The sequence below is a fragment of the Caulobacter sp. 05T431 genome, assembly GCF_056665975.1.
This window is the reverse complement of sequence record NZ_JBFTKU010000010.1, coordinates 66,476-88,506: the sequence shown is the minus strand read 5'-3', so window position 1 is coordinate 88,506 and position 22,031 is coordinate 66,476. Positions and strand designations below refer to the sequence as shown.

Genomic DNA, 22,031 nt, shown 5'->3' with positions numbered 1-22,031 from the left:
TCGGGGTCGGCGTCAGGGCCGCCTCGCGAGCGTTGCAACAGCCTTACACCATGGAAACAAACTTCTGTCTTCCCACAAATTGCGTTGACATCTCAGAATGTGGAACTATTCCTATTGTATGAGAAATGCGCCGCCGTGCGCTGCGAGCAGCCCGTTCAAGGGTCGCCGCAGGGCTCGGTAAGGCGTCCGGGGTCTTCGTCGGGAGACCTCAGGTCATGGTTAGAGGGAGGGAACCCAATGCTTGCATCCACTCGCGGCCGTCGTGCGGCTGTCGCCACCGCGTCCTTGCTGGCGCTGACCGCGGGCATCGCCTGCGCGAGTCAGGCCGAAGCCCAGGCCAAGCCGGCCGCCGCGACCGAGGAGAAGGCCACCACGATCGACGAAGTCGTCGTCGTCGGCACCCGCGCCAGCCTCCAGTCGGCCATGAACCGCAAGAAGCGGAACGGCACGATCTCCGATTCCATCGTCGCCGAGGACATCGGCCAGTTCCCCGACAAGAACATCGGCGAGGCCCTGGGCCGCGTGACCGGCGTCCAGCTGGCCCGTGACTTCGGCGAAGGCAACGCCGTCTCGATCCGCGGCGTCGAGCCGGACCTGAACCGCGTCGAGATCAACGGCATGAGCGTGCTGTCGACCGCCGGCAACCTGCAGGTCTACGGCGGCGGCGGCCGGTCCAACGACTTCCGCGAACTGGCGGCGGAACTGGTCCAGTCGATCGACGTGTTCAAGGGCTTCACCGCCGACATGACCGAAGGCGGCGTCGGCGGCACGGTCTCGGTGACCACCCGCAAGCCGCTGGACTTCGCCAAGCCGACCGTGTCGATGACCGCTTCGGCCCAGAAGCTGGACACGATGAAGGACTGGGCGCCGCGGTTCAACGTGATCGCCGCCGGCAAGTTCTTGGACGACCGCCTGGGCCTGATGGCCAACGTCACCTACGACGACGTGGATACGCGCGGCGACTTCGTCCGCAACACCTCGTGGGGCCGCTTCGCCGACTTCGACAACTCGGCTAATAAAACGGTCGACTACTACAACAGCGCCTACAGCGGCCAGATCAACGACTTGGCGCGGAACGTGACCAGCCAGGCCGCCTGTAGCGCCCTGGTGACGCCTGACGCGACGGCGATCTCGTCGGCCAACCTGCGCACGGCCTGTCAGTCGCAATGGTATGACTACGCGCCGCGTACGGCGCGCTACGGCGTCTGGTATCGGAACGACAAGCGGATCTCGTCGGAGTTCACGGCCCAGTACAGGTTCAACGACCGCCTGGATGCCTGGGTCACCTACAATTACGACGAACGCAAGCAGACGCTGAACGACATCAACTACGGCACCGACTTCACCTCGGTGAGCCGTCTGCGCAATCTGGTGGGCACGTCGTGCTCGGCCACCGACACGACCGCCAGCTCGGTCAAGGTCGACGCCAACCACAACGTCACCGGCTACACCCTGGGCAACTGCCTGGTGACCGCCAGCGCCGGCGGCAACCTCGGCTTCGGCATCAGCGCTCGCGACTTCTCCCTCAAGACCACCAGCGACTATCTCAGCTTCGGCGGTCGGTATAAGGGCGACCGGCTGCAGGTCGAGTTCATGGGGTCGAGCGGCAAGACCGACAACAAGACGGAAACCAACAACGCCAGCGTCAGCTTCGACACCCCCGGCATGACCGTGACCCTGGACGGGAACGGCGAGCCGTCCTTCAAGTTCGCCAGCGGCTACAGCCCGTCKGACGCCTCGGCGATCCGCCAGTGGCAGATCCAGTACCGTCCGTCGCTGGTGAACCAGGAAGAGAAGCAGTTTAAGCTGGACTTCGACTACGACACGCACCTGCCGATCATCCACAAGCTGGAGTTCGGCGGCCGCGTCACCGACTACAAGACGGTGGGCTACGGCTACGGCGGCTTCATCCTGGACGGCGGCGCCAACCCGTATGYGACCACCGACGACACCGTGATCTACAGCAACGCGGTCAACTCGACGGCGACGATCAACAACGCCGTGGGCGCGCCCGACCAGACCAATCCGGTGCTGGGCACGACCTACACCACGGGCTACTGGGGCTCTTCGGAAGTCTGGTCGCGCGCCTTCTCGAACCAGGTCTTCGCCAACGGCATGTCGCCGCTGCCGGCCAACTTCTACTTCGGCGGCGGCTCGATGCCGACGAACTGGCTGTATCCGAACTACGACGTGATCTCGCAGAACCTCGACACGTCGCACTTCAACCTGAACAACATGATCAACACCGTCGGCAATGACGGCAAGGCGCATCAACAGATCCCCTACCGGATCCAGGAAGAGACCAACGCCCAGTACATCAAGTTCGACTATTCGGTCCCGATCGGCTCGTTCGACCTGGACGGCAACTTCGGCTGGCGTCGCGTCGAGACCAAGGTGACGGCCGAGGCCGTCTCGACCCGCCAGCAGTCGTACGCGGCCACCAACGGCGGCACGGCGACGACCTACATCCTGTCCAACAGCCTGCGCAGCTACCAGAAGGACTACACGGTCTGGCTGCCCAGCTTCAACGCCGGCCTGTGGTTCATCCCGAACAAGCTGTCGACGCGCTTCGGCTTCGCCCAGCTGATGGCCCGCCCGCGTCTCGACTTCCTGCTCCCGTCGGTGACCTGCACCACCGACGCTTCGCCCGACGCCAATGGGGAGTTCGACGAGCCGAGCTGCACCGCCGGCAACCCGGACCTGAAGCCGTATCGCGCCAACCAGTACGACCTGAGCTTCGAATACTACCCGAACCAGGACACCCAGGTGTCGGTGGGTCTGTTCTACAAGGACATCAAGTCGTTCTACGTCTCGTCGCGGACCCTGCTGGGCAAGCGGGACGTCTACGGCGACGGCGTGATGTACAACTTCAACACCTACGTCAACGGCGACGGCGCCAAGATCAAGGGCGTAGAAATCACGGCCAAGACCGCCTTCACCTTCCTGCCGGGCTGGCTTTCGGGCTTCGGCGTCGACGCCAACTACACCTACCAGAAGGCCACGGACGTGGGCCTGTACTCGATCCTGGACGGCTCTCCCCTGCCGTTCCCGGGTCTGTCGCCCGACAGCGCCAACCTGACGCTGTGGTACGACAAGGGTCCGTTCAACGCCCGTGTCGCCTACAACTACCGCTCCAAGTACCTGATCTCGGCCGCCGACAACTCGGGCCAGCCGGTCTACCGCGACTCGACCGGCTACCTGGACGGCAAGATCACCTGGAAGCCGGACCTCTGGAACATCCAGGGCCTGTCCTTCTTCGTCGAAGGCAAGAACCTGACCAAGGAAGAGGAACGCTCGACCGCCGGCGACATCCGCCTGACGGAACTGGGCTACTTCGGCCGCCGCTTCTTCGTCGGCATGACGGCGAAGTTCTAGGACTGCGCTTGGCGGCGGCGTCCCGGTGTCGAGCCCGGGACGTCCTCCGCCCTCCACGATCTAGGGACGACTTCAGGGCCGCGCCGGCATGGCGCGGCCCTTTTCCTTTGTTCCGTCGTCGGCGTTTTCGAGCGGGGCGCCTAACGCGCCAGGGCGTAGACGCGGAACCGGCGCACCCGCAGGTGGCTCCAGGTGGTGCGCAGGCCGAACCAGCCGCGGGTGTAGGGCTGGGCGTCGTCCAGCTCGAACAGCTTGCGGCCGTCGTTCCAGTACTGGATCCGCCCGCCGTCGGCGACCAGCCGCACCGTCTGCCAGCGGTTGGCGACCAGCATCTCGTCGACCGCCGCGTGGTCGTGCTGGGGCAGCAGCGGCCGGTCGCCGGGACGGCCGACGTAGCGGCGGAAACGCGTCGAGGTGTTCCCGTTGCCGCCCTGGCCCACATAGTAGGTCTTTAGAGTGTCGTAGTCGGCGAAGGCGCCGGTGCGGGGCGTGGCGAGCGGACTGCCGCCCGCCGCGTCGCGGGCCATCCAGAAGGCGTTCAGGTCGCTGACCCGGTCGTTCGGACCGCCCGCCGAGACCGCCTGGGCCTGGTATTCGATCAGCACCGGACCGACCAGTTCGGGCCGGAACCACAGGGTCAGGCCGGCGGGCGTCTCAATGTCCAGCACGCCGTCGCGGACGCCCACCTTGGCCGGCTTCTCGGCCTCCAGCGCCCACAGGTCCAGGCCGTGGTGGAAGTTGTCGGCGTGCAGGCGGCGACCGCGGCGCGGCGGCGTCTCGGCGAGGGCGGGCCCGGGGGCAGGGCCGACGGCCAACGCGGCGAACCCGCCTAGCACGGCGCGGCGTCTCACGGCGTGTCTCCGTCGAGGATGAAGTCCGAGCCGTCCTCGGCGACGATCGGCGCCACGCCGGGGGCGGCGCCCAGGTCCAGGCGATCGAAGCGGGCGGCGTGGACGGCCTGCAGCAGGACGGGCGGACGCGGGTCGGGTGTCAGGGTCTCGATGCGCACATTGTCCAGCCTCAGCCCCTCGATGTGGCGCGCCCACAGGCCGTGGGCCGGGGTGGGGCCGAACATGCTGGGTTCGGGATAGGCCTGGGCCATGTCGCCCGGCCGCCGTGTGGACCACTCGGCCTGGCCGCCGCCGGCATAGACCAGGCGGACGTCTGTCAGGGCCACATCCTGGATCGGATGACCCTCCAGGCCGGCGATCGTGGCGGCGTAGTTAGGCAGGATGTCCCAGGCCGTCAGGTTGCTGACCCTGACCCGCCGGATGGCGCCGCGCGTCGTGCCCTCGGGGCCGCGGCCCCGGTCGCCCAGCCGCAGGAACAGCGGGGCGGTGGTCACCTCGCGCAGGACGATGTCACGGATCGTCACGTCCTCGATCACACCGCCGTCGACGGTCTCCAGGGCCAGGCCGCGCGAGCGGGTGAAGACGCAGTCGCTGATCGTGATCTCGCGGAAGCCGCCGTTGGACTCGGTGCCCAGCTTGATCCGGCCCGTCACGCGGTCCTGGTCCGGCGCCAGCTGCTGGGTGCGGCCCTGGGTCCCGTCCAGCATCGTCCCCAGGTCGAAGCCGCTGACATGGCAGCCGGTGATCTCGACCCGCTCAGTGGCCCGGACCTCGCCCAGAGCGAACGAGCTCTTCAGCACGATGGCGTCGTCGTTGGGCGTGTTGACCCGGCAGTCGGCGATGACCACGTCGCGGCAGCAGTCGATGTCCAGGCCGTCGCGGTTGGTGTCGATCCGCAGGCCCCGGATCGTCAGGTGGTCGCAGCCGGTGGCCAGCACCGCGAAGTGGCCGCCGCGCCAGATGGTGAAGCCTTCCAGGCGTGCGCGACGGGCGTTCTTCAGGGCGATGGCCTTGTTGCCCTGGCCGGCCATGGCCTCCAGGTCCGGGACCAGGATCGCCATCTCTTCCGCCGACAGGTTGGCCATGCTGACCGGGAATTCGCCGGCCTGCAGCGTCCAGCGCGAGCCGGGGCCTTCGCGGGTCATGCCGACGCCGTCGATCATCCCGGGGCCGACGACAGCCACGTCCTGGACGTCGTCCGCCCAGATCAGGCTGTTATGCCAATGGCTGTGGCCGAAGTCCTGGTAGAGGTCGAACGGATTGGGCTCGGCCGGGTCGTAGGCGCCGGCATGCCGCGCCGGGTCGGCGGCCTCCAGCACGCAGCCTTCGTCCAACCGCAGGATGACGCCGCTCAGCAGCCGGATCGAGAACGACAGCCAGCGTCCGGCCGGCAGCACCACCTCGCCGCCGCCCACGGCATGGGCCACGGCGATCGCCGCGTTGATCGCGTCCGTGTCCAGGGTCGCGCCGTCACCGACCGCCCCGAAGTCGCGGACGTCGAACGGCGCGCGGCTCATGCGTAGAGGCCGTGCCGCTTGAGGAAGGCGCTCAGCAGGGCGGGCCAGGGCATGGCGACGCCGCCGGGACCGTTCAGCCCGAAGCCGTGGCCGCCGGATTCGAAGACGTGCAGCTCGCTGGCGATCTTCTGGGCCCGCAGGGCCTGGAACATCATCAGGCTGTTCTCCATCGGCACGACCTTGTCGTCGGCCGCGGCGGCGATGAAGGTCGGCGGGGCGTCGGCGGGAACGCCGTGCTCGGCCGAGACCGCCAGGCGCTGGGCGTCGGTCGGGGCCGCGCCCAGCAGCGACTTCAGCGAGCTGCCGTGGGCGTGGGGCGCGGTCATGGTGACCACCGGATAGAACAGGCCCGCGGCGTTGGGCCGGGTCGACAGCTTGTCGGCGGCGTCGACGGGAGCGTAGGTCTCGCGGCCGAACTGGGTGGCCAGCCGCGCGGCGACGTGGCCGCCGGCCGAGAAGCCGGTCACGGCGATCCGCTCGGGGTCCAGGCCCCACTTGCCGGCGTTGGCCCGGATCAGGCGGATGGCGCGCTGGGCGTCCTGCAGCGACACGTCCGGTCCCGCCGCCCAGCCGTCGGCGGGCAGGCGGTAGTCCATGACGAAGGCGGTGACGCCCTGGTCGCCGATCCAGGCGTCGATCGGCCCGCCGGCCTTGCCGACCGCCACGCGGATATAGCCGCCGCCAGGGATCATCAGGATCGCCGCGCCGTTCGGCCTGGCCGGCCGGCGCATCATCAGCCAGGGCTTGGTGACGTTCAGATAGGCCGTGTCGTTGGGATCGCCGCCGGGCTTGCGCAGGATCACCTGCTCGGTGACCGTGACCTTCTCTCCGCCGGGCGGCTTGCCGGGCCAGAGATCCATGACCTCGATGTTGGCCGGGAGCGCGACCGGGGGCGCGGCCTGGGCGCGGGCCAGGCCAGGCGCGGCGACGGCCAGGGCGCCCAGGCCCAGCAGCGAGCGACGATCAGTTTCCACGGGGTGCCTCCGTACTGTGGGCGGCGCTGGGGGCCAGGACGAACGTATCGGGCGACGGCGGCTTGGCCGGGTCGAACGGCGCCAGGCCGTCCAGCAGGTGCGCTGCCAGGTCCGGAACCTGGGCGCGGATTCCCGCCACCACGCATTCGGCCAGCACATAGGCGCCGTAGTTGTTGTGGTGGGTCGCGTCCTTGCCGCCGTCGCCGAACGCCTTCCAGGCGTCCGTCGGACCGAGCGCCTCGTAGAAGGCCGCGCTCATGGTCAGCAGGTCGATCACCGGCACGCCGGTCTCGCGGCCGACCTCGCGCACGGCTTGCGGATAGTCGCCGTGGGTGTTCACGATCCTGCCGGCCGCGTCGAACTTGCGGCGGTGCATCGAGGTCACCAGCACCGGCTTGGCCCCGCGCCGGCGGGCCTCGCCGATATAGGCTTTCAGGTAGTCACGATAGGTGGTGGCCGCCTCGGCGTAGGTCTGGGGCCAGTTGGCCTTCTGGTCGTTGTGGCCGAACTGGATCAGCAGCCAGTCGCCCGGCTTCACCCGGCTCAGCAGCTTGTCCAGCCGGTGCTCGAACAGAAACGACTTCAGCGTCTCGCCAGACTCGGCGTGGTTGGCCACGGCGATGTCGGGCTTGAAGAACCGGGGCAGCATCTGGCCCCAGCTGGCGCCGGGCTCGAAGCGCTGGTCGGTGACGGTGGAGTCGCCGGCCAGGAACACCACCGGCACGGTGACGGGCTCGACCCGCAGGCGGCGCACGGCCGGGGCGGGTCCGCAGAACTCCAGGGTCAGCTTGTCGTCCCAGTCGTACGAGCCTTCCTCGCGCGGATTGAGCAGCACGCGCACGCCCCCGGGAGCGTTGTGCGGCGGGGCGGCGAGGGCGGCGGTGCGGACGTCGACCACGAACTCGACCGTCACGGTCTTGCCGGGCCTGGCGACGATCCGCTCGGCCATCAGGCGGCGGGACTCGGCCTTGACCGTGGTGTCGGACGCGGCCTTGCCGCCCAGCTCCACGACCACCCGATAGTCGCCCTCGGGCACGGCCAGTGAGAACAGGAACGGGCCTCCCGCCGGGGAAGGTTCGAAGCCGTGGCCGACCGCGGGGGCGTAGGCGGCGTCGTGCGCCACGCGGACATGGCCGGGGGCGACCGCCTTGTCGTCGCCGAAGTCGAAGGCCCAGCTCTGCATCGATGTCACCGGCTCCGCCGCCCAGCCCGCGCTCGGCACGACGGCCAGGGCGGCCAGGAGGGCGCGTCTGTGCAACATCAAAGGCGCGGCCTCCCTCTAGCGATCTGCGTCGCGCTGCGTTGGTCCCAGAAATATCGGCCGAAGGATGGGGAGGCAATGCATTTCATATTTCGAGATTGAGTCCCGTAAAATGGAATGTGATCGGGTTCGTCTCTTCAACACCGTCATCCCGGGCCTCGTGCCCGGGACCCCTCTGTCCCCCGCAGGTGCGGGAGGGGCGGTTCGCTGGCGAACCGCTTGTGTCTCACAGTTCAGCTGAACCAGGGGTCCCGGGCACGAGGCCCGGGATGACGGTGTTGAAGTGGAAGCTATGGGATTCGATCAAGGATGCACCGGCAGGGTCAGCGTGGCCGGTTTCAGCCCCGGCGCGCTGGCCTGGACCGTCACGAGGCCGCCGGCGCCTGACCCGCGCACGAAGGCCGTGGCCTTGCCGCGCCAGGCCTGGCGGGTGGGCGAGGCGAACGGGGTGTGGTCGGTCGGGGCGGCGTTGTCGGCGGCGACGAAGCGGCCCGATCCGCTGACGGCGAAGGTGATCGTCGCGTCCGGCGACGGCACGACGACGCCCTTGGCGTCCATCACCTGGGCGCGGACGATGGCCAGGTCGTCGAAGGTCGAGCCCACGGCCTTGTCGTCGGTGGTCAATACGATGCGGGCCGGCTTGCCGGCGGTGCGCAGCACGTCGCGCGGACCTGAAGCGCCGCAACTGGCCGTCACCTCGCCCGGCGCGAAGGTCACCGCCCACTGGCGGGGCGAGCCGTCGGCGGGCAGGGGCTTGGCGCCCAGGGCCTTGCCGTTCAGCGACACCTCCACCGACGGGCAGTTGCTGTAGACCTCGATGGTTTCGGGATGCGGCGACAGGTCGGCCGGGGTCCAGTCGTCGGCGATGTCGATCTTCGGCCGGGGCGTGGCGACGGCGATCATGGTCGGCAGGGCGGGGGCCGGGCCCGCGCCGTCGTTCGGCGGCGGCGGGGCGGCCGGGGCGGCGTTGCGCGCCACGTGGATCACCGGTGTCTCGGACCACCAGCCGGCCCGCTGCAGGCCCGAGACCTTCAGCGCTCCGGTGCGGTCGATCAGGCCGGCGGGGCTGCCGATATTGGGCCAGCCGCTGCGGTCGGCCTCGCCCAGATAGTCGACCCCGGTCCACAGGAACATGCCGGCATAGGGCGCGTAGTCGCGCACGGCGATCCACGAGCCGCGCGCATGGCTGTTCTCGGTCCCGATGATCTTGCGCGTCGGCTTGGCCTCGTGGGCGGCGGTCAGCTCGTTCTCGCGGTAGTTCTGGCCGACCACGTCCAGCATGTCGGCCAGGCCGTTGTCGTAGTCGCCGGTCACGTTGGGCCGGAATAGGCCCATGGTCACCGGCCGGGTCGGGTCGGTGGCGTGCATCACGTCAAGCAGGCTCTTCAGCGCCGCCTTCGCTTGGACCGGATAGGCGGTGTCGTGGATTTCGTTGCCCGCGCTCCAGATCACMACGCTGGGGTGATTGCGGTCGCGGCGCAGCATGTCGCGGGCGTCGCGCTTGGACCAGTCGCTGAAGAACAGGTGGTAGTCGCCCGGCGTCTTGGCGACGTTCCACTGGTCGAACAACTCGTCCATGACCACGAAACCCATCTGGTCGGCCAGGTCCAGGACCTGGGGCGAGGGCGGGTTGTGGGCCGTGCGCAGGGCGTTGACGCCCAGGGCCTTCAGCGCCGTGAACCGCTGGCGCCAGACGGCCAGGGGCACGGCGCCGCCCAGGGCCCCGCCGTCGGCGTGCACGGCCACGCCTTTCAGCTTGATGTTCCGGCCATTGAGCCAGAAGCCGGTGTCGGCCTTGAACTCGGCGGTGCGGACGCCGAACGGCACGGTCTCGCTGTCGCCGACCTGGCCGTCGGCGCCGATCACCCGGACCGTGGCGCGGTAGAGGTTCGGGCTGGCCAGGTCCCATAGGCGGGGCGAGGGCAGGTCGATCTCGGCGGCCAGGGTCTCGGTGCGGGCGACGCCGACCGCCTCGGACGCGACGGCGCGCTTGGCCACGACGTTGCCGTCCGGATCGGTGACGACGATCTCCAGCCCCGCCTTGGCGTCGGCCGCCCCGCCGTTGGTGACGTCGACCGCGACCTTGGCGACCGCCTTGTCCGTGGAAATCGTCGGCGTGCTGACGAAGATGCCGCCTTGTTCGATGTGCACCTCGCCGGTCTCGATCAGCCGGACCTTTCCGAGGATCCCCGAGCCGGCGTACCAGCGCGAGGATGGCGCGAACGAGGTGTCGGCCCGCACCGCCAACACGTTCGGGCCGTCGGCGCGCAGGAAGTCGGTGACGTCGTAGCGCAGGCCCACATAGCCGCTGGGGCGATGGCCCAGGTGGTGGCCGTTGATCCAGACGCCGCTGCGCTCCATCACCTGGTCCAGCTCGACGAACACCCGGCGGCTGGGAGCGGATCTGACGTCCAGCGTCTTGCGGTACCAGGCCACGCCCGTGGGCAGGAAGCCGCCGGCCCCGCCCGCCCGGGCGTTCACGTCGAACGGCCCGACGATGGCCCAGTCGTGCGGGACGCTGACCGCGGCCCACTTGGAGTCGTCGAGGCCGATGGTCTCGGCCCCCTCGGGATCGCCCTGCACGAAACGCCAGCCGTTGGGCAGCGGCGTGGTGACGCGGTCGGCGGCCTGGGCGGCGGTCGCCAGGGTCAGGGCCGTGGCGGCGAGGAGGAGGGTCTTGAGCAAGGCGGGCTCCTGGGCGTGAAGCAACTAGGTTCCTGGGCCCGTCGATCGCCCCCTCCGTCATCCTCGGACTTGTTCCGAGGACCCCTGTTTCAACCGAGGTGAAGGTCGATCCAGGGAGCGGCGAGCACGCGGTCCCACATTCGATGTCAGCGCGGCGGACCTAGGGGTCCTCGGAACAAGTCCGAGGATGACGGAGATAGGGAGGTGAACTCGTCACGGCCCGCCCACCCGCTCCACGGGATCGCCGTCCAGATCGATCCGCTCACGGACGATTTCAAGGTGATCCCCCGCGTCGCGCATCTCGTAGAGCTTGCCGCGGGCGTTCTTKAACGGGCGGTGGACCACCATCATCAGCTGGCCGTCGAAGCGCCTGAACAGCATGCCGTGGCCGCTGTCGTAGCGGACCAGGGGCTCCAGCTGCTCCCACGGCCCGGCCAGGGTCCCGCTCTTGGACCGGGCCTGGGACTGGACATAGCCCTTGGCGTCGTAGCTGGACCACAGCATCAGCAGGACGCCCGTCCTGGTGCGGAACAGTTCGGGGCCGTCGGTGACGAACACCGTGTCGCCGGCCGCCTGTTTCTGGCCCTTGGCCCAGGGCGCGTCGCTGGCCTTGAACAGCACCGTCGACGGACCCTTGGCGGCCAGGTCGTCGGTCAGGGGCAGGGCCTCGATCGTCCCGTCGGTGGCCTGCAGCCACTCGTGGGCGTAGACGAACCAGGGCTTGCCGGCGGCGTCGACGTGCAGCGTGCCGTCCAGGGTCATCAGGCTCTTGGGCGCGACAGGTTCCCCGCCCCGGACCAGCCTGAACGGACCCTCCGGCCGGTCGGCCACGGCCAGCACCGTGCCCCGGCGATAGGGCTTGCGCTTGTCGATCGGCGACAGGGCGGCGGCCTCGTCGTGGAAGGTGGTGAACAGCCACCAGCGGCCGCGCCATTTGTGGACCTCGGGCGCCCAGGCGCCGTCCTTGAACCATTGATCGGTCGGCGCGACGAACACCGCCTTGGCCGGGCTCCAGGCCTTCAGGTCGCGGCTGGTGTACATCATCGTGCCGAGACCCGGCGTCCCGCTGACGGCCGGGATGTTGGACGTGTAGAGCCGATAGAGGCCGGCCTTGGCGTCGGCCACGATCCAGGGATCGTGCAGCGGCATGTCGGGGAGGGCCAGCGTCGCCGGCTTGACGGCCTCGGGCGCGGCGGGCGCCGGCCGGGCCGAGACGCCTGTCCCGCCGATCGTCAGCAGGGCCAGCGCCAACATCACCGTCTTCGCCGTCATGCGTACTCCGGGGTCACTGGAAGCGGTCGTCGCGGGGCCGCCCCTTGGAGCGCCCTTTGGGGGCGCCCTTTGGGGGCGGCCCGTCACTCAGAAGGTGTAGGACGCGCCGAAGAAGAACTGGCGGCCGGTGGTGCTGAACACGCGCTGCGAGCGACGCACCTTGCCGCTCCACTGGTCGGCCTCCTGGTTGGTCAGGTTCAGGGCGTCGAAGGTCAGCTTGAAGTGGTCGGTCAGCTTGTAGGACGCCGAGGCGTCGATGTTGGTCGTCGCATAGCTGCCGTTGGCGTCGGGCACTTCCGACTTGAAGGGCAGGGCGGTCAGGTACTCGTCGCGATAGGCCACCGAGACGCGGGCCGAGAGCTTGCTGTCCTCGTAGTACAGCGTGGCGTTCACCGAGTGCGGCGAGACGTTCAGGAACTGGTCGTGGATCTGGGTCGCCGGCGTCGTGGCCGTGCCGGACGACAGGTAGTAGAGCACCGAGCTGTCCACGTAGGTGTAGTTCAGCATCGTGCCCAGATTGTCGAAGGGCGCGGGCAGGAACTTGAACGACTGCTGGTAGTTCAGCTCGATCCCGCGGATGTAGCCGCCCTGGGTGTTGCGCGAGCGGGTGACCAGGTACGGCGTCGAGGCGTCCTGGCCGGCCGGCAGCAGGGCCAGCGGCAGGCCGGTGTTGCCGTAGGGCTCGGTGGTGGCGATGGTCTGGATCGAGCTCTCGATCTCCTTGTCGAAGACCGTGGCCGACAGGATCGCGCCCTGGTCGGGGTACCATTCCAGGCTGACGTCGTAGTTCTTGGCGCGATACGGATCCAGGAACGGGTTGCCGATCGTGGCCGTCTGGGCGCCGAAGGTGGTGTTGACCGAGCCGCCCGGCGTCAGGTTGCCGAAGCTGGGACGGGCCATCACCCGAGCCGCGGCGAAGCGGGCGACCAGGTTCTCGCGCAGGTCGAAGGCGACGTTCAGCGAGGGCAGCCAGTCGCTGTATTTGTTGTTGACCGTGACCTGCGAGGTCAGCGAGGTGTAGCCCGTGGCGTCCAGGTCGGTCTTCACGTAGCGGACGCCGACATTGCCGCGCAGGCGATGGCCGTTCAGGACCTCGGTGTCGAAGTCGGTCTGCAGGTAGGCGGCGGTGTCGGTTTCCTGGACCGCGCGGTTGTTGCCCAGGGCCGAATTGATGGCCAGGGTGAAGTCGCCGTACTTGTTGGCGCAATTGCAGAGCAGGCCCAGCTTGTCGATGTAGGCCGAGACGTCCGGCACCACCCAGCTGGTCACCGAGCCGGCCGGCAGGTTCAGTTGCTTGCCGAAGCCGGTGATCGTTTCGCTGAGCGGGGCCGAGCCGGGGAAGTCGGCGGCGAACTGGGTGAAGTTGAACGGGATGGTGCCGGTGGCCGTCACGCCGGTCGGGCCGTTGTTGCCGTACAGGCGCTGGGTCTGCTTGGTCTGGAAGTCGAACGACTTCAGCGCCACGCCGCCCTTGACGGTGAAGACGTCGTTCAGGCGGAACTTGGCGTTCGCCTCGCCGGTCCACAGCGTGTTGAACACCGACGCCTTGACCACGCGGATGTCGGGGGTCAGGCCCGTGCCGGCGTTGGTGAAGGTGACGTTGGCCGGGTTGGTGACGTCGTAGCCGTAGTCGATGAACGGGCGACGCGCGTCCTGGCGGGAATCCCAGACATAGCCCGGCTTGTTGAAGCCGTCGTAGGACATCAGCACGTCCCAGGGCTGCTTGAAGTCCGACCCGGAGTGGCCGAGCTTGGCGTCGGCGCTAAACCGGTCGGTGAAGTCGTGCCTCAGCGTCAGGCCGATCTGGTGCGTCTCGGTGGTGGTGACGCTCTTTTCCTCGATGTGCTTGATGTCGACATTGTTGATCTTCATGTAGTCGACCTGGCCGGTCGGCAGCACGTGGACGTCCATGATCTGGGCGTCGACCCGGCCGGCGAACAGCGGGAAGGCCGCCGTGGCGCCGTTGACGTTGCGGTTCAGCGAGGCGTTCGACAGGGCGTAGTCGGTGCGGTCCTGGTCGAACTTGGAATAGACCAGGTCCAGGATGACCTCGGTCCGGTCGCTGGGCCGCCATTGCAGGGCGCCGGTCATGCCCAGGCGCTTCTGGTCCAGTTGGAACCGGCCCAGGCCCGGATTGCGCGGCAGGAACACGTTGGGCTGGTTGATCGCCGCGTAGGCCGTCGGGTCGGACGGCAGGCCCGAGAAGCACTGGCCGGCCGGACGATTGCCCGAACCCGACAGAGGGTTCACGTACGGGATGGGGGTGTTGACCACCTGGCTGCCGGGCTGGCTGGCGATGTCCACCGCCGTGCCGCAGAAGCCGTTGTTGGCGTCCGAATAGTCGGACTGGGAGGTGTCGCTGTAGCCCTCCTCCATCTGCTTGCGCTCGTTGTAGGCCAGCGAGAACAGGGCCCCGAAATCGCCCCAGGTGTCGCTGATCAGGCCGGCGAAGCGCGGGGCCGTGGTCTTGTTGTTGTCGTAGTAGGCGGCCTGGGCCGAGGCGGCGGCGCGGAAGCCCTTCTTGTCGAACGGACGTCCGGTCTGCAGGTCGACCGTGGCGGCCAGCGAGCCCTCGTCCATCTCGGCCGACTGCGACTTGCTGACGGTGACGCTGTTGAACAGCTCCGAGGCGAAGGTCGAGAAGTCGAAGCCGCGCGAGCGGTTGATGCCGGCCACCACGCCCAGGGTCGAGCCAGTGGTGGCCGAATAGGCCTCGATGCCGTTCAGGGTGGTGCGGACGAAGTCGCCGCCCAGGCCGCGCACGGTGATGTTGCGGCCCTCGCCGCCGTCGCGGGTGATCGACACGCCCGGGATGCGCTGGATCGACTCGGCCAGGTTCGCGTCGGGGAAGCTGGCCATGTCGTCGGCCTTGATGACGTCGACGATGTTGTTGGAGACCCGCTTGGTGTTGATGGCGCTGGTCAGGCTGGCGCGGAAGCCGGTGACCACCACCTCCTCGACCGTGTCGCCGCTGGGCGGCGGCGTGGCCTGCGCCGTGTCCTGGGCGTGGGCCGGGGCGAGCAGGGCGACCGAGGCGAGAACCGCCAGCGAGCAGCCTGAGACCAGACGAGCCGCGTGAATGCGCACCATGATTTCCTCCCTGACCGGGCTGACGCCCGCTTCTTGTTCCCGTGGAACGACGTCGCCGGCCTTTTGGGGTGGCCGGTCGCGCTTGTCGATCTCTCCCATAAAATGAGATCAAATCCCATTTTCTGAAAACCTAACGCGAAAGGCCGGTCGGGGCAATCCCGGGAAGAACGTCGTTATCGAAACGCGGCCGTAGGGCCCTATCGACCTCGACGGCCGCCGATGCCTTTATGGCGACGACACAACATGAGGGGCGGGGACGATGGATCTTTCCAGGCGCGCGATGATGGTGGCCGGGGCCGCCGGCCTCATKGGACTGGGCGCGGCCCGGGCCGGCCAGGCGGCGGACCAGCCGTTCTTCGCCCGCACCGGCCTGCCGATCGGGCTGCAGCTCTACACCCTGGCCGACCAGGCCCAGGCCGACCTGGAGGGCACGCTCAAGGCCGTCGCCGCCATCGGCTTCAAGAGCATCGAGCTGGCCGGCTATGCGGGCCGCACGCCGGCGCAACTGCGGGCGGCCATGGACGCCGTCGGCCTGTCCACGCCCAGCGCCCACGTCCAGGTCCAGTCCCGGGCCGGCGAGGCCAGCCTGGACGGCGACCTGTCGCGCCTGGCCGACGAGGCGCATGTGCTGGGCGTGCGGATGATCGTCATGCCGATCTTCTACACGCCCGAGCGCTTCGACCTGAAACCCAAGGCCGGCGAGGCGTTCGGCCAGGTGCTGGGCCGGATCGGCGGGGCGATGACCGCCGACGACTGGAAGTTCAACGCCGACTTCCTGAACGCCAAGGGCGCGGTGCTGAAGACGCTGGGCCTTAAGCTGGCCTACCACAACCACAACGCCGAGTTCTCGCCGTTGGCGGGCGGCAAGCCCGGCGCGCGCAACGGCTACGAGGTCCTGCTGGCCAACACCGACCCCGCCCTGGTCAGCTTCGAGATGGACGCCGGCTGGGTGGCCGCGGCCGGCCAGGACCCGTTCGCCCTGCTGAAGGCCCACCCGGGCCGGTTCGTGGCCATGCACGTCAAGGACATCAAGGCGTCGACCAAGCCCAACTTCGTCTTCGCCCAGAACCCGACCGAGGTGGGAAGCGGCAAGATCGACTGGCCGCGCCTGCTGCCCGCCGCCCACGCGGCCGGCGTGCGCGACTTCTTCGTCGAGCAGGAACCGCCCTTCGCCCATTCGCGGCTGGAGTCGGTGGGGATCAGCTTCGACTACCTGTCGAAACTGCGCGCCTGACCGCGAGGCCGGGCTTGTCGATGACGATGTCTGGAAACTGGTCGGGGCCCGAACCGGAAGGTTCGGGCCCCGATGGTGCCGCCGGGCAGGATTGAACTGCCGACCTCAGCCTTACCAAGGATGCGCTCTACCACTGAGCTACGGCGGCGACGAGGAGKGGGCGTATAGCGAACCAAACGCGGTTGGCAAAGCCAAAATCGTCTTGACCGATCGTCGCAGCGATTTCACCTGTGGAAACATGAGCCAGAACCCCAAGCCCAGTAACGAAAAAGCCGAGCGAGAAGCTAGGCTGGCCCAGGCGCTGCGAACCAATCTCCGCCGCAGGAAGGCGGCCCCMGCGGCCGCCGCCAAGCCGGAATCACCCCGTTCGGACGACGAATCCTCTTCCGACTGAGGAGGAAGCTTGAGGAATCCGTGCAGCCCCTTGCGCGAGCCCTTGCAACCAGTAGAACCGCCCTTTCACATGTGACCGCGCGGCGACACCCCTCCGAAGGCCGCGCGACGAGGGACTTTCATTGGATCGCATCGCCATCACCGGCGGCGCGCAGCTGAACGGGATCATCCCGGTGAGCGGCGCCAAGAACTCGGCCATCAAGCTGATGGCGGCCAGCCTGCTGACCGATCAGCCGCTGCGTCTGACCAACATGCCGCGCCTGGCCGACACCAAGTTCCTGGGCAAGCTGCTGACCCGTCTGGGGACCCACGTCGACGAGCGTGAAGGCCCCGACGGTTCGGAAACGATCCTGCACGCGCCGGAGATCACCAGCGGCTTCGCGCCCTATGACCTGGTGCGCCAGATGCGCGCCTCGTTCAACGTGCTGGGCCCGCTGGTCGCCCGCACAGGCCAGGCCAAGGTCTCGCTGCCCGGCGGCTGCACCATCGGCGCGCGCCCTGTTGACCTGCACCTGCAGGCCCTGGAGGCCCTGGGCGCCAAGATCGACCTGCACGAAGGCTACGTCTACGCCCAGGCCCCGCGCGGCCTGAAGGGCGGCGAGATCGCGTTCCCGTTCGTCTCGGTGGGCGCCACCGAGCACGCCATGCTGGCCGCCGTGCTGGCCGACGGCGTCACGGTGATCAAGAACGCCGCCTGCGAACCCGAGCTGCTGGACCTGCAGATCTGCCTGAACGCCATGGGCGCCAAGGTGGAAGGGGCGGGGACCCCGACCATCACCATCACCGGCGTAGCCAAGCTGCACGGCGCCACCCACTCGGTGATCCCCGACCGGATCGAGATGGGCACCTACGCCGTGGCCGCGGCCATGGCCGGCGGCGAGGTCCAACTGACCCGCTCGCGCCCCGAGCTGATCGACAGCCTGCTGGTCAAGCTGGAAGAGGCCGGCTGCGGCGTCGTCCGCACCGAGGACGGGGTGATCATCCGTMGCAACGGCCAGCGCCTGGAGGCCGTGGACGTCGAGACCCAGCCCTATCCGGGCTTCGCCACCGACCTGCAGGCCCAGTTCATGGCCCTGATGACCACGGCCAAGGGCGAGAGCCGGATCCGCGAGACCATCTTCGAGAACCGCTTCATGCACGCCCCCGAGCTGATGCGCCTGGGCGCCGACATCTCGGTGTCGGGCGGCGAGGCCCGCGTGCGCGGCGTCGAGCGGCTGGAAGGCGCCGAGGTCATGGCCACCGACCTGCGCGCCTCGGTCAGCCTGGTGATCGCCGGCCTGGTGGCGCGCGGCGAGACCACGGTCAGCCGGATCTACCACCTGGACCGCGGCTTCGAGCGGCTGGAAGAGAAGCTGGGCGCCTGCGGGGCCCAGGTGCGCCGCATCCAGGGCGAGCCCGAGGACGCCATCGACAATGACTGACGCCCCCGCGCTGAAGCTCCTGGCTCAAGACGCCGACGACCTGGCGGTGATCTCGGCCGCCCTGCAGGACGCGGTGGCCAAGATCGGCGACATCCGCTGGGACGCCTCGGCGCGCACCCTGACCCTGGCCTGCAACCGCTTCCGCTGGGAGAAGGGCGCCAAAAAGGGTGGTGAACGCATCCGCTCGGCCCTTCAGCTGGGCGACGTCACCGGCGTCCAGGCCCGCAAGCTGCGCCGCGACGCCAAGAACGCGGTGGTCGAGCTCCTGTCGGTGGCCTTCGAGCCCGGCGAAGCGCCCGGCGGCGCGGTGCTGCTGACCTTCGCGGGCGGCGGCGACCTGAAGGTCAGCGTCGACTGCCTGGACGTGATCCTGGCCGACGTCTCCGAGCCGTGGGCCACGCCGCGCAAGCCGGGGCACGCGGAGTAGGGGGAGGGAAACCCTCTCTCATTGAGAGAGGGAGGGGCCCGCCGCCGCAGGCGGTGGGAGGGTGAGAGGTTTCACCCTGTCAGGCAAATCCCAGTCCGTTGAATACCCGACGCCCAGTATCGATACGGCGCTAACGCCGCACTGTCTTCGCCAGAGCTTCGTTCTGAAAGAGTGTAACCACTCACCCTCCCACCGCTTCGCGGCGGGCCCCTCCCTCTCTCTAAGAGAGAGGGGGAGCTAGCGGCGGACGACGCCGGTAGCCAGCAGGCAGAAGTCGCGATCGACCGGGTTCCCGCGCATTTTTGCTGGCCACGACGCGCCAACGCGGCTAACGCCGCGTCATGATCGAACGTCACCCCTCCGGCGGCTACATCCTTGAAGAACTCGCGGTCGGGATGGTCGCCGAAAAGAGCGTCCCCGTCACCGAAGCGCGTATCGGCCTGTTCGCCGAAGCGTCGGACGACTTCAATCCCGTGCATATGGACGAGGGCTTCGCGTCCAAGACCGCCTATCGCGGGCGGATCGCCCACGGCCTGCTGTCGGCGTCGTTCGGCTCGGCCGTGGTCGGCACCATCCTGCCGGGCGCGGGCTCGATCTACCTGACCCAGACCCTGGCCTTCCACAAGCCKGTGCGCATCGGCGACGTGGTGACGGCGCGTGTCACGGTGTCGGCCATCGACGAGGTCAGCGCCCGCGTCACCCTGCGCTGTGAAGGCCTGGTCGGCGAGGACCTGATCATGGACGGCGAGGCTGTCGTGCGCGTTCCCCGCCGCCGCAAGCCCGCGAAGGCCTAACCGCCTTCACGCCAGGCCGCGCGCGCTTTACGGTMGTCTTCCGAAGCCGCGCCGACGGAGCCGAACTTGACCGAAGAGACGCCTTCCAAGCGCCTGCCGATCCGCTGGCTGACCCTGGCCGAGATCGTGGCGGTGGCGGCTTTGGTGATCACCGGCCTCAGCTTCTGGGATTCGCATCGCGAACGCGTCCGTGAAGACCGCGAACGGTCGGCCGCCGCCAGCGAGCGGCAGGCCGAGGCCCGCGCCGCCGCGCTCAAGCAGACCTTCGTGATGACCGGCCAGCGCGAGGACGACGGCGCCAGGGTGCGCCTGACCTCGGTCAACGAGGGCCAGGTCATCCAGACCCAGACCGTCTGGTTCCCCGCCGAGCTTCGCTCCGACAGCGTTGAGACCACCGGCAATCCGCGGCTCGAGGCCGCCTGGATCGAGAACGGCCTGCGCAAGCACGCCGGCAAGGCCAGGACCGGCCGCGTGCCGGTGGGCGTGCTGACGGTGTTCATCGAGGACGGCGTCACCAAGACCGACCGCGCCGTCTACCAGTTGGGCTACACCATCCATCCCCGCACGCTGCGGGCCGACAAGGTCGAGTTGGAAGGCCTGTCACTGGCCCGGCGCGGCGTCTCCGGCGACCTGCAGGCGGCGGCCGGCAGCCTCTGGTCGGCGCGATGAGCGCCCCGGACCCCATCCGGCTGTTCTCCTACGGCACGCTCCAGCTGGAGAGCGTGCAGCTGGAGACCTTCGGCCGCCTGCTGACGGGCGCCGCTGACGCCTTGCCGGGCTACAGCCGCGCCATGGTGCGGATCACCGATCCGGCGGTGATCGCCGCCAGCGGCGCCGACCACCATCCCATCGTCGCGGCCAGCGGCGATCCGGCCGACACGGTCGAGGGCATGGTCTTCGAGATCACCGCCGAGGAACTGGCGGCCGCCGACACCTACGAGGTCTCGGACTACAAGCGGGTCGAGGTGACCCTGGCCTCGGGGCTGCGCGCCTTCGTCTACATCAAGGCCTGAGGCGCGGGCGCCGTCGCGGCAACCGTGGCGCGGCCCGGTTCGCGTGCTTAACTTCCCCGAACGGCGCGAGCAGCGACGCCGACACAGGGAGCCGACCATGGTCATCTTCAGCGTGCTCTATCCCGCCAAGGCCGGCGCGAAGTTCGACGAGGCCTATTACCACGCCACCCACATCCCGCTGGTGAAGGACGCCTTCGGCGACGCGCTCAAGGGCGTGCAGGTGATCAAGGGCCTGTCGGCGCCCGACGGTGGCCCTGCGCCCTTCGTGCTGATCGTCCACCTGACCTTCGACAGTCCMGAGGCCATGGCGGGCGCCCTGGGCGGTGCGCGCGCGGCCGAGGTGATGGGCGACGTCGTCAACTTCACCGACATCGTCCCGGTCGCCCTGGTCGGCGCCCCGGTGTGACGGATCCGAGGCATCATGGTTAATGCGCGATTAACCATGATGCGGCTTGGTTGCGGCGTGTTTCCACGCCGTCGCGATTCGTGATTTTCGCGGCGGCCAGCGAGGTCCGCCATGGTCAGCAGCGTCACCGGCTACGGGTCGACTTCCTACGCCCTGCTCAACACCGCCACGACGACGTCGACCACCTCGGGCGCGGCGGCGTCGGCCTACGGCCAGTCGGCGGCGGCCGGCTCGACCAGCGCCTCCAGCGTCAACGTCACCCTGTCGGCCGAGGCCCAGGCGGCCCTGGCGGCCCAGACCGACAACCGCACCACCGACGCGGTGGTGGCCGACGCCCGCTCGGCCCTGGACAAGCTGCTGGCCGGCGCCAAGGCGACCAGCGCCCTGAAGGACGGCAAGGCGACGATCGACGTCTCGGGCCTGGACCGCCGCACGCTCTACGCCATCGCCAGCAACCGGGGCGGCAAGTTCTCGATCGAGGAGCAGGTGGTCGCCAGCCTGCAGATGAAGGCCACGCGCGACGCGGCCCTGTCGGCCTCGGCCTCGGCCATGCGGGTGACCGGCGACTATGCTGGGCTCTACAAGGCGGCCCTGGCCAATCTCGAGGCCGCCGGGCCCGAGGAGAAGGCGTCGGGCCAGTGGGCCAAGGACAAGGCGGCCCTGACCGAGGGCCTCAAGCAGGCCCAGGCCAAGCCGGGCGTCGCCCCCAGCGGCATCGAGGACGACCCGGTCGCGGCCTATCTGAAGGACCTGGGCGGGGTGGTCGCCAGCCCCCGCACGCGCGACATCAACGCCGTGGCCTCCGACGTCCGCACGGTGCTGGACAAACAGTACGCCTYGGCGACCGAGGACGGGGCGGCCACCTCGCCCGACGAAGGGACGATCGACTTCTCCAAGTTCGACGACCGCTCGCTGGCCGCCGTGGCCCTGAACAAGGGCGGCCAGTTCTCCGAGCACGAGATCGCCCAGGCGACGGCCGAGGTGAAGGCCCGCAACCGCGACAGTGTCTCCAGCGCCTACAAGAGCACCCAGGGCCAGGACAGCTCGGCCTTCGGCAAGAACCTGCTGACCCAGTACGCGGCCATGAGCGACGAGGAGCGCCAGGCCGCCGGCTGGACCCCGGCCCTCTACGACAAGATGGTCGCCATGCAGAACCTCTCGGACAAGCTGGCCTCGCTGTTCAATCCGGACGGCAGCGTCAACACGGGCGGGACCAGCCTGTTGGATTATCTCTGAACCTTCCGCAGGGTGGGCGGTTGAGGAGAGGGCGAGCCAGGGTCTAAGACGGTTGGCTGAAGCCCGTCCGTAGTCGGAAGCC

The 22,031-nt window shown here is 68.9% G+C and carries 16 protein-coding genes and 1 tRNA gene; 9 read left to right on the top strand and 8 right to left on the bottom strand.

Annotated elements, in window-relative coordinates; all coding sequences use genetic code 11:
- Positions 1–237 precede the first annotated feature (237 nt).
- Complete coding sequence (locus tag AC1U89_RS11330) at positions 238–3,375, top strand: TonB-dependent receptor (RefSeq protein WP_479899800.1); 3,138 nt, start codon at positions 238–240, stop codon at positions 3,373–3,375.
- 140 nt (positions 3,376–3,515) lie between these two features.
- On the opposite strand, the gene AC1U89_RS11325 is transcribed toward AC1U89_RS11330, so the two are convergent.
- The 7 genes from AC1U89_RS11325 to AC1U89_RS11295 form a co-directional block, all read right to left on the bottom strand.
- A complete protein-coding gene (locus AC1U89_RS11325; RefSeq protein WP_479899799.1) occupies positions 3,516–4,226 on the bottom strand; it encodes a DUF6250 domain-containing protein in 711 nt (236 codons plus the stop codon).
- Positions 4,223–5,743, bottom strand: a complete 1,521-nt coding sequence (locus tag AC1U89_RS11320) for a rhamnogalacturonidase (RefSeq protein WP_479899798.1) — start codon at positions 5,741–5,743, stop codon at positions 4,223–4,225. Before AC1U89_RS11320 ends, AC1U89_RS11325 begins: the two co-directional genes overlap by 4 nt.
- Complete coding sequence (locus AC1U89_RS11315) at positions 5,740–6,717, bottom strand: alpha/beta hydrolase (protein ID WP_479899797.1); 978 nt, start codon at positions 6,715–6,717, stop codon at positions 5,740–5,742. The genes AC1U89_RS11320 and AC1U89_RS11315 overlap by 4 nt, the downstream gene beginning before the upstream one ends.
- Positions 6,707–7,978 carry a rhamnogalacturonan acetylesterase gene (locus AC1U89_RS11310; RefSeq protein ID WP_479899796.1) on the bottom strand — a complete coding sequence of 424 codons (1,272 nt, stop codon included), beginning with the start codon at positions 7,976–7,978 and terminating at the stop codon, positions 6,707–6,709. The genes AC1U89_RS11315 and AC1U89_RS11310 overlap by 11 nt, the downstream gene beginning before the upstream one ends.
- 303 nt (positions 7,979–8,281) lie before the next feature.
- Positions 8,282–10,663 (bottom strand): glycoside hydrolase family 2 TIM barrel-domain containing protein, encoded by a 2,382-nt coding sequence (locus AC1U89_RS11305; protein WP_479899795.1) that lies wholly within the window; start codon positions 10,661–10,663, stop codon positions 8,282–8,284.
- A 213-nt stretch (positions 10,664–10,876) separates the two neighbouring features.
- Positions 10,877–11,935 carry a glycoside hydrolase family 43 protein gene (locus AC1U89_RS11300; protein ID WP_479899794.1) on the bottom strand — a complete coding sequence of 353 codons (1,059 nt, stop codon included), beginning with the start codon at positions 11,933–11,935 and terminating at the stop codon, positions 10,877–10,879.
- Between the two features lie 87 nt (positions 11,936–12,022).
- On the bottom strand, positions 12,023–15,025 hold the full coding sequence (locus AC1U89_RS11295; protein WP_479899793.1) for a TonB-dependent receptor: 3,003 nt from the start codon (positions 15,023–15,025) through the stop codon (positions 12,023–12,025).
- A gap of 259 nt (positions 15,026–15,284) precedes the next feature.
- Here AC1U89_RS11295 and AC1U89_RS11290 point away from each other — a divergent pair, with 259 nt between their 5' ends.
- Entirely contained in the window at positions 15,285–16,259 is a 975-nt protein-coding gene (locus AC1U89_RS11290) for a sugar phosphate isomerase/epimerase family protein (RefSeq protein ID WP_479899792.1), read from the top strand.
- Positions 16,260–16,332: 73 nt separating this feature from the next.
- Here AC1U89_RS11290 and AC1U89_RS11285 read toward each other — a convergent pair.
- Positions 16,333–16,407: transfer RNA gene (locus tag AC1U89_RS11285), tRNA-Thr, on the bottom strand.
- A gap of 367 nt (positions 16,408–16,774) precedes the next feature.
- Between AC1U89_RS11285 and murA the strand changes: the two genes are divergently transcribed.
- From murA to AC1U89_RS11250, 7 genes are all read left to right on the top strand, one after another.
- Complete coding sequence (murA, locus tag AC1U89_RS11280; RefSeq protein WP_479899791.1) at positions 16,775–18,073, top strand: UDP-N-acetylglucosamine 1-carboxyvinyltransferase; 1,299 nt, start codon at positions 16,775–16,777, stop codon at positions 18,071–18,073.
- Positions 18,066–18,500: a DUF2948 family protein gene (locus tag AC1U89_RS11275; RefSeq protein ID WP_479899790.1), complete on the top strand. Its 435-nt coding sequence runs from the start codon at positions 18,066–18,068 to the stop codon at positions 18,498–18,500. The genes murA and AC1U89_RS11275 overlap by 8 nt, the downstream gene beginning before the upstream one ends.
- A 341-nt stretch (positions 18,501–18,841) precedes the next feature.
- The gene (locus tag AC1U89_RS11270) at positions 18,842–19,294 is read left to right on the top strand and encodes a MaoC family dehydratase (RefSeq protein ID WP_479899789.1); all 453 of its coding nucleotides are present in this window, start codon (positions 18,842–18,844) and stop codon (positions 19,292–19,294) included.
- Positions 19,295–19,360: 66 nt separating this feature from the next.
- Positions 19,361–19,963, top strand: a complete 603-nt coding sequence (locus AC1U89_RS11265; RefSeq protein WP_479899788.1) for a hypothetical protein — start codon at positions 19,361–19,363, stop codon at positions 19,961–19,963.
- Positions 19,960–20,307 carry a gamma-glutamylcyclotransferase family protein gene (locus tag AC1U89_RS11260; RefSeq protein ID WP_479899787.1) on the top strand — a complete coding sequence of 116 codons (348 nt, stop codon included), beginning with the start codon at positions 19,960–19,962 and terminating at the stop codon, positions 20,305–20,307. The genes AC1U89_RS11265 and AC1U89_RS11260 overlap by 4 nt, the downstream gene beginning before the upstream one ends.
- 97 nt (positions 20,308–20,404) lie before the next feature.
- Positions 20,405–20,713 (top strand): EthD family reductase, encoded by a 309-nt coding sequence (locus tag AC1U89_RS11255; RefSeq protein WP_479899786.1) that lies wholly within the window; start codon positions 20,405–20,407, stop codon positions 20,711–20,713.
- A 111-nt stretch (positions 20,714–20,824) separates the two neighbouring features.
- On the top strand, positions 20,825–21,949 hold the full coding sequence (locus AC1U89_RS11250; RefSeq protein WP_479899785.1) for a hypothetical protein: 1,125 nt from the start codon (positions 20,825–20,827) through the stop codon (positions 21,947–21,949).
- The last annotated feature ends 82 nt before the right edge of the window (positions 21,950–22,031 follow it).

What these genes read in the sequence shown, in the direction of transcription:
- AC1U89_RS11310 (WP_479899796.1), bottom strand. Translation starts at nt 7,978, where the DNA reads ATGTTGCACAGACGCGCCCTCCTGGCCGCCCTGGCCGTCGTGCCGAGC.
- AC1U89_RS11320 (WP_479899798.1), bottom strand. Translation starts at nt 5,743, where the DNA reads ATGAGCCGCGCGCCGTTCGACGTCCGCGACTTCGGGGCGGTCGGTGAC.
- AC1U89_RS11260 (WP_479899787.1), top strand. Translation starts at nt 19,960, where the DNA reads ATGAGCGCCCCGGACCCCATCCGGCTGTTCTCCTACGGCACGCTCCAG.
- AC1U89_RS11295 (WP_479899793.1), bottom strand. Translation starts at nt 15,025, where the DNA reads ATGGTGCGCATTCACGCGGCTCGTCTGGTCTCAGGCTGCTCGCTGGCG.
- AC1U89_RS11275 (WP_479899790.1), top strand. Translation starts at nt 18,066, where the DNA reads ATGACTGACGCCCCCGCGCTGAAGCTCCTGGCTCAAGACGCCGACGAC.